Source organism: Denitratisoma sp. (assembly GCA_032027165.1).
Taxonomy (GTDB): Bacteria; Pseudomonadota; Gammaproteobacteria; order Burkholderiales; family Rhodocyclaceae; genus Desulfobacillus.
This window is the reverse complement of record JAVSMO010000001.1, coordinates 304,286-316,201: the sequence shown is the minus strand read 5'-3', so window position 1 is coordinate 316,201 and position 11,916 is coordinate 304,286. Positions and strand designations below refer to the sequence as shown.

The following is an 11,916-nucleotide window of genomic DNA, read 5'->3' as shown; positions in this document are numbered from 1 at the left end:
ACTTAAAACGCGACGATCGCCTGCACGATGCTTTCCGTGTTGCGCGGGCCGACAATGCGGGTGGTGATGCGGTAATACTGCTGGGTGGTGCCGGTGAGCGGCAGCTGCCCGTACGACGCGCCGCCCTTGGTGCTGTCCGAGCCGGTCGACGAGGACTGATAGGCCGAACAGAAGATGGCGGGATCGTTCGGTGCGCCTTCGTTGTTGCACATTCGGTTCATCACGTACGTCGCCGCGTAGCCGCCCGGCAGCTTGTCGGAGGCCACGGCGACCGCCACCATGCCGCAGTTGGGCTGCGCCATTCCGCCGGCCGTCCAGACCACGTCGTCGTCGGTCGCGGCGGTCCGATTGCCCAGCAGATCGCAATTCGTGCGCCAGGTCGCATAGTAGCCCGCCGCTGCCGAGTCGTTCGCAAGCAGGGCGACGTTCGTGTTCAGCCAATCGGCGGCCGCTTCGGTGCCGGCGTCGCCGGCCTGCGCCGCCGACTGCTTGAAGGCAAGGTTGCCCGTGATCACCAGGCCCGTATCGACCGATCGCATCAGTGCGATGCCTGCCAGCGAAATCGCCACCAGCGCGATCAGGGCGATCAGCAGCACGACGCCATTTTGCCGCCGCATCGAGAGGGCCATTGCATTTCTCCCCATCAGCTTCCCCAGATCACGTTGCGGATCGGCACGATGGTCGTGAAAACCTTGTACCGGTAATGCCGCTGGTCGTCGGTGAGCGCAAGACTCGGTGGAGGATCGCCCGGATCGCCTGCGTCCCAGAGCGTCAGGTTTGCCGGGCTGACCATCTCCTTTTCGTATTGAACGCTGCGCGCCACCAGCGCGATGCGTACGGCGCGAATCCGCGACACTTCATTGTTGCCCGGGTTGCTCCAGTCGCCGCACGCCGAGGTTGCGGTTGCATTGCACCATTGCGTGATCTGCATGCTGCCCGCCGGCGAAACGCCGTACTGCACCTGCATGTCGATGATCTGGTCGACGATCGGCACGGTGTTCGCGCAGGTGTAAGGGGCGGCGGTGAGCGTCGGACTGACCTCCGTCAGGCGTTCGCACAGCACCTGATAGCGCCTATGGATGAAACTGCCCATGTTCACGACGACATCGCCGATCTCGTAGGTGGGCGCCGTCGTGAAGGCCGTGTTCGCATTGGGCGGGTTGTAGAGGTACTGACCGGAATTGTGCTGCAGGTTCCAGCCATTGCCGGTCTGCTGCGGGTCCTGCGACATCTGCATCAGCGTGCAGACCTTGCTGCCGCCTTTGCCGGCCGCGAGAAACATCTGGTTCTGGGCAAGACCGCCGGTGCTGTCCGCCGTGACCTCGGCGGAGGAGTTGGGCATGTTCTTGATGATCGAGGTCGGAATCGCGGCAAAATCGGCATCCGAACGCAGGAACTCGATCGCGTCCGGACCTGCACCACCGTCGACAATGCGCAGCGGCAACAGCGTCCCGCCATTCGATACCGTCGTGCCGTTGTAGTAGATATTGATGCCAAGGGGACAAAGCGAGCCGCTGCCACCGAACAGGCCATACCCCGCCTGCCTGACCTCGCGTTCCAGCGCAAAGAGCGCGACCGCACCATTGACTTGCGCATCCGATCCGCCGCTGCTGGTCCGCTTCTGCCCTTCGAACATGGCCATGACCTGCTGGATGACCAGCGCAGCGATCGCGCCGATCACCAGGGCGACCATCAGTTCAACAAGCGTCACACCCTTCTGCGCAGTCCGATTCATGCCTGCCCCGGTTTCAATTGTTGACATTGATGTAGGCTTCGGCGACAAATTCATGCACGGCATCCCCCGGCTGCTGCCAGCGGATCGTCACCGTCGCCCGATCGCCGTTGATTGCAACCGTGCGCTTGCCGTTCGGCAGCCCGGCGACGTCGACATCCGCTTCGGCGTGGACGGCCAGGTTGGTCGGGTCTCCCCAGAGCCGCCCGAGGGCTTGGTTGGCCAGGAAGCTGGCATCCGCACGGTACTTAGCGTCCGTGACCACCCTCACCGAGAGGGCTTGCATGCCGACAACCGCAAGGATGCCGATCGAGAAGATCAGCACGGCAACCAGTGCTTCTATCAGAGTTGCGCCCTTCTGTTGCTGAGGCACAGGCTTTGTTATGGACATTTTCTGACGTCACCCACCGTGGTTACGTTCGGATCGCACATGACGACCTGCCCTCCCAGGCCAACCTGAAGACGCAAATTCCGTGTTTTCTCCGCCGCGAGCACCGTCGCCGGCAAATCCAGGTCGAACCTCTCGATCGGGTTGCTCGCGTCGGCATTCGGCGCGCGTCGCCCGAGGCCGTCGAAGCTGACCCTGGTCGCGCCGTTCGGTGTAACCGCTACGATTACATCGGAAGTGCCTTCACCGGCAGCCCTTCTCTGGATTTCCGCGCCCGAAACGGCGGCGCGCACGGTCCAGCCCGTGGCGGGGGCGGCATCGAGAACGAACTCGACCAGGACATTCCGCCGCACGGCTTCGGCGCGGGCGAGTTGCAGGCCGGTGAGCATGCTATCCGAAGCCGCTCGGATGCGGCTATTGGCGAGCCATTCCAGCCCCACCGGAACGGCCAGCACCAGCAGAACGACGATTATCGCCACCACGATCATCGCCTCGATGATCGACACCCCGCGCTGCCGGCGCAAAGCCATCAACACGAATCCCCCTTGCGCGTGATCCAGCAGGTTGCGCCGTTCCCCCACGGGGTGGCCGAGGTACGGGCATTGTCCTGGTTGATCGTGTACGAAAAGCCCGTCATGTTGTCTTTGCCCGTTGCCGTAATCAGGAAGGTCGTCGCTGTGGTGTTGCAGGTGAAATTGAATTTCTTGCCATTGCCCAAGCAGGCGGCGCCCTCATAGGTGCGGTTGTCCTGAAACCATTGCTCCATGGTGATGCGGCCCTGGCCCAATCCTGCAGTCGCCTCGGGGATATTGCCCCGCCTCATGTAATCCTGGTAGGCAGGCAGGGCCACGCCTGCCAGTATGGCGACGATGGCAACGGCGATCATGAGTTCGATCAAGGTGAAGCCTGCAATTGCTGCGGGGCGAACATGCATGTTTGCATCCTCCATGGCTCAAAAAATATATGCGCATCAAGCGTATGCCAAGCATCGAGCGATGAGCGGTCAGTTCATCTCGACAAGTGGCGCCAGATGCGTACGGCGGTTCTATTCCAGCTCCCTTGGCAAGGTAAAGCGAACCTGCTCCGGAGTGCCTACCAGGGATACTACTGCCTCGCCCCCGAATTCCTTGAGCTTCGCCACAACAGCCTCGACAAGGGCATCAGGTGCCGAGGCGCCAGCGGTCACACCGATCCTTTGCCTACCCTCCAGCCACTCCGGCCGCAGTTCCTCTGCACTATCCACCAGATAGGCATCGACATTGCGGTTTTTCGCCACTTCCCGCAGCCTGTTGGAATTTGAGCTATTGGGGGAGCCGACGACAATCACCAGATCGCACTGCTCCGTCAGTCGCTTGACGGCATCCTGTCGGTTCTGGGTGGCATAGCAGATGTCGTCCTTCTTCGGCCCCTGGATATCCGGAAAGGCGACCTTCAGTGCTGCAACGATCTCGGCGGCGTCGTCAACCGAGAGCGTGGTCTGGGTGACGTAGCCGAGCGGCGGCGCCTTGGCGAGACTGGCTTTCAGTCGCTCGACATCGGTTGCGCTTTCAACGAGATGCATGCCGCCTGACGACTGCCCCATTGTGCCTTCCACCTCGGGATGGCCGCGATGGCCGATCATGACGACCTCGCGTCCTGTGGCCCGCAGGCGCTGCACCTCGCCGTGCACCTTGGTCACCAGGGGGCAAGTGGCATCAAAGACGCGAAGGCCGCGCCGGTCCGCCTCGTCGCGCACCGTCTTCGACACGCCATGCGCGCTGAAGATCACCGTAGCGCCGTCGGGCACCTCGTCCAGTTCCTCGACGAACACCGCGCCCTTGGCGCGCAGATCATCGACGACGAATTTGTTGTGCACGACCTCGTGACGGACGTAGATCGGCGCGCCGTAGATTTCCAGCGCCCGCTCGACGATCTCGATGGCGCGCTCGACGCCGGCGCAAAAGCCGCGGGGATTGGCAAGCAGTATGTCCATCACAGGACTCCTATCACGTCCACCTCGAAGCGGATGGCCTTGCCGGCAAGGGGGTGGTTGAAGTCGATCAGGGCGCCCTCCTCCGTCAGTTCGCGCACCAGGCCGGTGTAGGTGGCGCCGTTGGGCGCCTTGAATTCGATGAGCGCCATTTCCTGGAGTTCCCCCGGATTCGGTAGTTCGCTGCGTGCGAAGCGTTGCATGAGCTGAGGATTATGCGGCCCGAAGGCCTGTTCCGAATCGAGCAGGAACACCGTGCGTTCGCCGACCGGCAGGTCGATCAGGCAGCGTTCCAGCACGGGCGCCAGTTCCCCACTGCCCAGTTGCAGCGTCGCCGGCTTGCCGCCGAAGGTACTGACGAGCTCTGTGTCGTCGGCCAAGGCAAGGCGGTAATGCAGTGTCAGCAGGCTGTTTTCCTTGACGACTTCGCTCATGCCTTTTCCTTTTCGGCGAAAAACAGCTGCTGCAGGATGAGCAGCGCCACGCCCACCGAGATCGCCGAGTCGGCGACGTTGAAGGCCGGCCAGTGCCAGCCGGCGGCATGCACATCCACGAAATCCACCACCGCGCCGAAGCGGATGCGGTCGATGACGTTGCCCAGCGCGCCGCCCATGATCAGCGCCGCCGCCAGGGGCAGCAGGCGCTCGGCGGCATGCCGGCGGATCAGAAAAGTCAGCCACCCCGATACGGCGATGGCCAGCACGACGAAGAACCAGCGCTGCCAGCCGCCTGCATCCGACAGGAAGCTGAAGGCGGCGCCTGGGTTGTACACGAACACCAGGTTGAGGAAGGACGTCAGCTCGACGCTCTGGCCGAGCCTGAGCGCGGAGACGACCCAGAACTTCGTCAGCTGGTCGAGGATGATGATGAGGCCCGACAGCCCCAGCCAGGAGGCGAACCTAGGCATGGCTGCGCGGTTCGCCGGCGCCGTGCAGGTTGGCGTCGCAGCGCCCGCACAGCTCGGGGTGCTCGGCGTTCACGCCGACGTCCTCGCGCCAGTGCCAGCAACGCGTGCATTTGGCGTGCGGACTCGGCACCGCAGTCACCCCTTCGCTGACGGCATCGGCCGCCTTTACAACCGTGGCCTTAGAGCAGATCAGCACCAGGCGCAGGTCGTTGCCGAGCACGGCCAGCAAGTCGTGCTTCGCGCCGCTGGCGCGGATCTCCACCTCGGCCTGCAGGCTTGATCCGATCTTGCCGGCCACGCGCAGCTCCTCCAGCACCTTCGACACCTCCGCGCGCACCTCGCGGATCTGCTGCCACCGTGTCGCCAGGACTGACTCTTCCGCCGGCTCGGGCAGCGCGTGCCAGGTCGTCAGCATCACGCTGTCCTCCGGGTTCTTTGTCAGCACCTGCCAGATCTCCTCGGCGGTGAAGGTCAGCACCGGCGCCATCAGGCGGATCAGCGCCTGCAGGATGTGCCACAGCGCGCTCTGCGCGGCACGGCGCGGCTTCGAGTCCGCGCCAGTCGTGTACAGCCGGTCCTTGAGGATGTCGAGATAGAAGGCGCCCAGCTCCTCGGAGCAGAAGCTCTGCAGCGCCTGGACGACGCGATGGAACTCGTAGCGGCCGTAGTCGGCCGTCACCTGCTCCTGCAGGCGCCGCGTCAGCGCCAGGGCGTAGCGGTCGATCTCCAGCCAGTCTGCCACCGGCAGCATGTCCTTGGCCGGGTCGAAGTCGGCGGTGTTGGCGAGCAGGAAGCGCAGGGTGTTGCGGATGCGGCGATAGCTTTCCACCACGCGCTTGAGGATTTCGTCGGAGATGGACAGCTCGCCCGAGTAGTCGGTGGCCGCCACCCACAGGCGCAGCACCTCGGCGCCCAGCGTGTCGGAGACCTTCTGCGGCGCGATGACGTTGCCCTTGGACTTCGACATCTTGTGGCCCTGGCCGTCCACGACGAAGCCGTGGGTGAGCAGCCCGTCGTAGGGGGCGCGGCCGTCCAGCGTGCAGGCGGTGAGCAGCGAGGAGTGGAACCAGCCGCGGTGCTGGTCCGAGCCCTCGAGGTAGAGATCGGCCGGCCACTTGCTTTCGCCGGTGTGGCTGCCGCGCAGCACCGTCCAGTGGGTGGTGCCGGAATCGAACCAGACGTCGAGCGTGTCGCGCATCTTGTCGTACTGGCCCGCTTCAACGCCCAGCAGCTCGGCCGCATCCAGCTTGAACCAGGCGTCGATGCCCTCCTTCTCGACGCGCTGCGCCACCTGCTCCAGCAGTTCCGGCGTGCGCGGGTGCAGCTCGCCGGTCTCCTTGTGCAGGAAGAAGGGGATCGGCACGCCCCAGTTGCGCTGGCGAGAGACGCACCAGTCGGGCCGGTTGGCAATCATGGCGTGCAGGCGCGCCTGGCCCCAGTCCGGGAAGAACTGCGTCGCTTCCACCGCCGCCAGCGCCGTTTCGCGCAGCGTGCGTCCCTCGTGGGGTTTCCTGTCCATGCCGACGAACCACTGCGAGGTCGCGCGGTAGATGATCGGCGTCTTGTGGCGCCAGCAGTGCATGTAGCTGTGGGTGATCTTGTTCGAGGCGAACAGGCTGCCGACTTCGCGCAGCTTCTCGATGATCGCGGCGTTGGCCTTCCAGACGTTCAGGCCGCCGAAGAACGGCAGGCTCTCGGCAAAGCGGCCGTCGCCCTGCACCGGGGTAAGGATCTCTTCGTTCCTCATGCCGTGGCGTTTGCAGGACTCGAAGTCCTCCAGGCCGTAGGCCGGCGCGCTGTGCACCACGCCCGTGCCGGTGTCCAGCGTGACGTAGTCGCCGAGATACACCGGCGATTCGCGGTCGTAGAAGGGATGGCGGAATTTCACCAGCGCCAGCGCGGCGCCCTGGCAGGCACCGAGCACCGAACCCTCCAGCCCGTAGCGCGCCAGCGCCTGGCCGCGCAACTCGGCGGCCAGCACCAGCAGGCCGCGCGGCGTCTGCACCAGCTCGTAGGTGAACTCCGGGTGCATATTCAGCGCCTGGTTGCCGGGAATGGTCCAGGGCGTCGTCGTCCAGATGACGGCGTAGCAAGGACCCTCCGGCAGCGCCGTCAGGCCGAAGGCGTGCGCCACGCGGCCGCGCTCGGATTCGTCGAGCGGGAAGGCGACGTCGATGGCGGGCGACTCCTTGTCCTGGTACTCGACTTCGGCCTCGGCCAGCGCCGAGCCGCAGTCGAAGCACCAGTTCACCGGCTTCAGGCCCTTGAAGAGGAAACCGCGCTTGTAGATCTCGCCGAGGGCGCGAATCTCGTCGGCCTCGTTGCGGAAGGCCATGGTGAGATACGGATCGTCCCACTCGCCCAGCACGCCGAGGCGGATGAAGTCCTTTTTCTGGCGCTCGACCTGTTCGGCGGCGAAGGCGCGGCACAGCTCTCGCGCCTTGTCGGCCGGCAGGTGCTTGCCGTGCAGCTTCTCGATCTGGTGCTCGATGGGCAGTCCGTGGCAGTCCCAGCCCGGCACGTAGGGCGCATCGAAGCCGGCCAGCGTCTTCGAGCGGACAATGATGTCCTTGAGGATCTTGTTGACGGCATGGCCGATGTGGATGTCTCCGTTGGCGTACGGCGGGCCGTCGTGCAGCACGAAGCGCGGCCTCCCGGCCGATGCCTGGCGGATCTTCTGGTAGAGCTTGCGGCTCTGCCAGTCGGCCACCCATTGCGGCTCGCGCTTGGCGAGGTCGCCTTTCATCGGGAAGGGAGTGTCGGGAAGGTTGAGGGTTTTTCTGTAGTCAGCCATTTTTTCCGCCGTTATGCGTGCAGTGCCGCGTGATGCGCCTTAGCATCCGCGACGTCGCGCGCGATCTGCGCCGTCAGTGCTTCAAGTGAATCGAATTTCGCCTCGTCGCGCAGCTTGTGCAGGAAGTTCACCCGCAGGTGCGCGCGATAGAGGTCGCCTTGGTAATCGAAAATGTAGACCTCCAGCGTCGGCAGGCCGCTCGAGCTCACCGTCGGCCGCACACCGAGGCTGGCCACGCCTTCCAGGGGGCGCTCGGCGATGCCGTCCACCGTGACGACGAAGATGCCGGAGAGCGGCGCCTTCAGGCGCTTCAGTTGGATGTTGGCGGTCGCATAGCCGATCTTGCGGCCGAGCTTTTCGCCGTGGATGACGCGGCCGGAAATGCAGTAGGGGCGGCCGAGCAGGCGCTCGGCGTGCTCGAGGTCGCCGGCGTCGAGCGCTTCGCGCACCGCCGAGCTGGACACGCGCTCGCCCTCGTGCACCAGGGTCTCCATCGCCTCGACGCCGAAGCCGTGCGCCTTGCCCGCCTGCTGCAGCAGGGCGAAGTCGCCGCTGCGACCCTTGCCGAAGCGGAAGTCGTCGCCGATCATCAGGTGGCGCACGCCCAGGCCATGCACGATGCGCTCGACGAACTCATCGGCGGTCAGCGCGGCGAAGCGCGCGTTGAAGGCGCAGACATAGGCCTGGTCGACGCCGCATTCGGCCAGCAGTTGCAGCTTCTCGCGCAGACTGGCCAGGCGCGCCGGCGCCGACTGCGGCGCGAAGAACTCGCGCGGATTCGGCTCGAAGGTCATCACCGCCGCCGGCAGGCCGGCCTGCTTGGCCAGCCCGGTCAGCCGCGCCAGCAGCGCACGATGGCCGCGGTGCACGCCATCGAAGTTGCCGATGGTGAGCACCGTCGAATGCGAAGCGCGGGCGGGGATGCCTCTGAAGACCTGCACGGTAAGCTAACTCTTTGCCGGGAAACGGCGAATTATATCAGTCGAGACGGACCAGTTTCGACTTGGCGAGGGGCGGATTCTTGGCGAAATAGCCCTTGATGCCCCTCAGGATGGCCTCGGCCATCTTCTCCTGGTAGGCGTCGTCGTTGAGTCGCCGCTCCTCGTCGGGATTGCTGATGAAGGCCGTCTCGATGAGGATGGAGGGAATGTCCGGCGCCTTCAGGACAGCGAAGCCGGCCTGCTCGACGTGCGGCTTGTGCAGGGTGTTCACCCCGCCCAGTTCGCCCAGCACCGCCTTGCCGAGCTTGAGGCTGTCGTTGAGGGTGGCCGTCTGCGAAAGGTCCAGCAGCGTCCGTGCCAGGTGCGGGTCCTTGACGTCGAGGTTGACGCCGCCAATCAGGTCGGCGGCGTTCTCGCGCTGCGCCAGCCAGCGCGCCGCCGAGCTGGAGGCGCCGTTCTCGGAGAGCACGAAGACCGAGGAGCCGCGCGCCGTCGGCTTGATGAAGGCATCGGCGTGCACGGACACGAACAGATCGGCCTGCACGCGGCGCGCCTTCTGCACGCGCTGATGGAGCGGGATGAAGTAGTCGCCGTCGCGCGTCAGCATCGAGCGCATGTTCGGCTCGGCATCGATTTTCGCCTTCAGCCGGCGCGCCACCTCGAGCGTGACGTTCTTCTCGTAGCTGCCGCCACGGCCGATCGCCCCCGGGTCCTCGCCGCCGTGGCCGGGATCGAGCACGATGGTGACCATGCGAGTGATTTCCGACTGCGGCCCCGGCTCCTTAGTTACCGCCTTGGGCGGCCCCTTCTCCGGCTGCGCCTCGAGCTTCTCCAGCAAAGCCAGCAGGGGATCGTCCGCCACCGTCGGATAGAGGTCGAGCACCAGCCGGTGGCCGTACTCGCCGACCGGCTTGAGCATGAACACCTGCGGCTGGATTTCCGCCTTCAGTTCGATCACCAACCGCACCACGCCCGGCCGGTTGCGTCCTGCGCGGATCAGTCGGATGTAGGGATCGGTCTCGGAGATCTTGCTGGGCAGGCTCTGCAGGACGCTGTTGAACTCGACGCCCTCGAGGTCGACCACCAGCCGCTCGGGGTTCTTCACGATCTGGTGCGTGAAGGCGATCGGCTGCCGGTACTCGAGCGTCACCCGCGTGTAGTCGCGCGCCGGCCAGACGCGGACGGCGAGGATATTGGTCGCCGCCTGCCCCACCGGGCTGACAAGCAAGGTCATGGCCGCACCGGCGAACTTCAGGAAGTCGCGGCGCCTGATCCCGGCAGGGAGGAACGGAGCCTGCTCAGACATGAGCGCCCCGCTGTGGTGTGGGCAATGAAGTCGGCACGACGCCCGCCGCCGGCGACTGCAAGCGCAATCCGCAGGTCGGCTGGGGCAAGGTAATCCCCCGCCTTGTCCGGCCATTCGACGAGGCAGACCGCCCCGCCCTGGAAGTATTCGTCCAAGCCTGCATCGAGATATTCGTCCGGCTGGCTGAATCTATAAAAATCAAAGTGATGCAAGTTTAAACTAGAAATAGCATAAAGTTCAACGAGAGTAAAGGTCGGACTCTTCACGTTTCCCGCATAACCGAGGCCGCGCAGCACCCCGCGTACGAGGGTGGTCTTGCCGCTGCCGAGGTCGCCCTCGAGCCAAATCACCAGTCCCGGCGCCAGCGCCCGGGACAGCGCCGCCCCCAAAGACATCGTGGCCGTCTCGTCGGGCAGGCTCACGGACAGGCTATGATCCTCGGAATGCAAAACACACGCTCCATCGATGGGGTTGAACTCGCCGCGCGCATCAGGCAGTGGGGGCGGGAGCTGGGATTCGATGCGATCGGCTTTGCCGACACGACGCTCGACGCGGCGGAAGCCGAACTGCAGGCCTGGCTGGCCGCCGGCTTCCACGGCGAGATGGATTATATGGCAAGCCACGGCACGAAGCGTTCGCGCCCGGCGGAGCTGGTGCCCGGCACGGTCAGCGTCATCACGGCGCGCATGAACTACCAGCCGCAGGCCGCGCCGATGGAGACGGTGCTGGCCGACGGCACGCGCGCCGCCATCTCCCGCTACGCCCTCGGTCGCGACTACCACAAGCTGCTGCGCGCGCGCCTGCAGAAGCTGGCCGAGCGCATCGCGGCCGAGATCGGCCCCTTCGGCCACCGCGTGTTCACCGACTCCGCGCCGGTGCAGGAAGTGGCGCTGGCGGAAAAAAGCGGGCTGGGCTGGCGCGGCAAGCACACCCTGCTCATCCACCGCGAGGCCGGCTCGTATTTCTTCCTCGGCGAGCTCTACACCGACCTGCCGCTGCCGGCCGACAGCCCCCAGACGGAGCACTGCGGCAGCTGCCGCGCCTGCCTCGACATCTGCCCGACGCAGGCCATCGTCGCACCCTACACGGTGGATGCGCGGCGCTGCATCTCCTACCTCACCATCGAACTGAAGGGCGCCATCCCCGAGGAACTGCGGCCGCTGGTCGGCAACCGCGTTTACGGCTGCGACGACTGCCAGCTCGCCTGCCCTTGGAACCGCTTCGCGCGCCGTACCGTGGAGACTGACTTTGCCGTGCGCCACGGCCTCGACTGGGCAAGCCTCGTCGAACTGTTCGCGTGGACCGAGGAGGAATTCAAGGTGCGCTTGGCCGGCAGCGCCATATACCGCATCGGCCATGAGCGCTGGCTGCGCAACCTTGCCGTGGCCCTGGGCAATGCGCCGACCTCGCCGGAAGTGGTCGCGGCGCTGGTGTCACGCAGAGACCATCCCTCCGCGCTCGTACGCGAGCATGTCGCCTGGTCGCTGTCGCGTCACGGCGCCTGAGGCGGCACGCGGCGCCAGAGCCAGGCCGACAGCAACGCCAGCGCGACGTACAGCAGGGTGAACGCTGTCGGCGGGAAATCCCAGTAGAGCAGCCGGCCAAGCCAATGGCCGATGAAGCCGGCTTCGCCGGGGGCGCCGCCGCGCAGCATGTCTTCCCACACCGTCAGCGGACAGGCAATGCCGGCCAGCGATTCGAGCGCGACGAAGGCGATGGCGCCGGCATGGGCGAGGCGCAGGCGGCGACGCCGCACCCAGCGCCAGCCGGCGGCGGCGCCCAGCGGGATCAGCAGGAAGCCGGCCGTGATGAAGCCGGCGATGCAGACGTGAACGAAAAGGATGAGATCGGCCAGCACGCGCGCGCCGATCGGCAAGGC

14 protein-coding genes are annotated in these 11,916 nt (G+C 65.6%); 1 reads left to right on the top strand and 13 read right to left on the bottom strand.

Annotated elements, in window-relative coordinates:
• Positions 1-2: 2 nt before the first annotated feature.
• The 12 genes from ROZ00_01565 to tsaE all read right to left on the bottom strand — a co-directional run bounded on the left by ROZ00_01565 (position 3) and on the right by tsaE (position 10,459).
• Complete coding sequence (locus ROZ00_01565; GenBank protein ID MDT3734899.1) at positions 3-629, bottom strand: hypothetical protein; 627 nt, start codon at positions 627-629, stop codon at positions 3-5.
• Between the two features lie 14 nt (positions 630-643).
• A complete protein-coding gene (locus ROZ00_01560; protein ID MDT3734898.1) occupies positions 644-1,762 on the bottom strand; it encodes a PilW family protein in 1,119 nt (372 codons plus the stop codon).
• Positions 1,749-2,123: a type IV pilus modification protein PilV gene (gene pilV, locus ROZ00_01555; protein ID MDT3734897.1), complete on the bottom strand. Its 375-nt coding sequence runs from the start codon at positions 2,121-2,123 to the stop codon at positions 1,749-1,751. The genes ROZ00_01560 and pilV overlap by 14 nt, the downstream gene beginning before the upstream one ends.
• A complete protein-coding gene (locus ROZ00_01550; protein MDT3734896.1) occupies positions 2,114-2,650 on the bottom strand; it encodes a GspH/FimT family protein in 537 nt (178 codons plus the stop codon). Before ROZ00_01550 ends, pilV begins: the two co-directional genes overlap by 10 nt.
• Entirely contained in the window at positions 2,650-3,054 is a 405-nt protein-coding gene (locus tag ROZ00_01545) for a type IV pilin protein (GenBank protein MDT3734895.1), read from the bottom strand. The genes ROZ00_01550 and ROZ00_01545 overlap by 1 nt, the downstream gene beginning before the upstream one ends.
• Before the next feature lie 111 nt (positions 3,055-3,165).
• A complete protein-coding gene (gene ispH / locus ROZ00_01540; protein ID MDT3734894.1) occupies positions 3,166-4,092 on the bottom strand; it encodes a 4-hydroxy-3-methylbut-2-enyl diphosphate reductase in 927 nt (308 codons plus the stop codon).
• Complete coding sequence (locus ROZ00_01535) at positions 4,092-4,523, bottom strand: FKBP-type peptidyl-prolyl cis-trans isomerase (GenBank protein MDT3734893.1); 432 nt, start codon at positions 4,521-4,523, stop codon at positions 4,092-4,094. Before ROZ00_01535 ends, ispH begins: the two co-directional genes overlap by 1 nt.
• Positions 4,520-4,996, bottom strand: coding sequence for a signal peptidase II (gene lspA, locus ROZ00_01530; protein ID MDT3734892.1), 477 nt, complete (start codon positions 4,994-4,996; stop codon positions 4,520-4,522). Before lspA ends, ROZ00_01535 begins: the two co-directional genes overlap by 4 nt.
• A complete protein-coding gene (gene ileS / locus ROZ00_01525) occupies positions 4,989-7,790 on the bottom strand; it encodes an isoleucine--tRNA ligase (GenBank protein ID MDT3734891.1) in 2,802 nt (933 codons plus the stop codon). The genes lspA and ileS overlap by 8 nt, the downstream gene beginning before the upstream one ends.
• An 11-nt stretch (positions 7,791-7,801) precedes the next feature.
• Complete coding sequence (locus ROZ00_01520; GenBank protein MDT3734890.1) at positions 7,802-8,731, bottom strand: bifunctional riboflavin kinase/FAD synthetase; 930 nt, start codon at positions 8,729-8,731, stop codon at positions 7,802-7,804.
• A gap of 37 nt (positions 8,732-8,768) precedes the next feature.
• Positions 8,769-9,965: an N-acetylmuramoyl-L-alanine amidase gene (locus ROZ00_01515; protein MDT3734889.1), complete on the bottom strand. Its 1,197-nt coding sequence runs from the start codon at positions 9,963-9,965 to the stop codon at positions 8,769-8,771.
• A 17-nt stretch (positions 9,966-9,982) separates the two neighbouring features.
• On the bottom strand, positions 9,983-10,459 hold the full coding sequence (gene tsaE / locus ROZ00_01510; GenBank protein MDT3734888.1) for a tRNA (adenosine(37)-N6)-threonylcarbamoyltransferase complex ATPase subunit type 1 TsaE: 477 nt from the start codon (positions 10,457-10,459) through the stop codon (positions 9,983-9,985).
• A gap of 21 nt (positions 10,460-10,480) precedes the next feature.
• Between tsaE and queG the strand changes: the two genes are divergently transcribed.
• Entirely contained in the window at positions 10,481-11,542 is a 1,062-nt protein-coding gene (gene queG, locus ROZ00_01505; protein MDT3734887.1) for a tRNA epoxyqueuosine(34) reductase QueG, read from the top strand.
• On the opposite strand, the gene ROZ00_01500 is transcribed toward queG, so the two are convergent.
• Positions 11,530-11,895 carry a DUF2784 domain-containing protein gene (locus tag ROZ00_01500; protein MDT3734886.1) on the bottom strand — a complete coding sequence of 122 codons (366 nt, stop codon included), beginning with the start codon at positions 11,893-11,895 and terminating at the stop codon, positions 11,530-11,532. The two genes, queG and ROZ00_01500, sit on opposite strands and share 13 nt — an antisense overlap.
• Between the last annotated feature and the right edge of the window lie 21 nt (positions 11,896-11,916).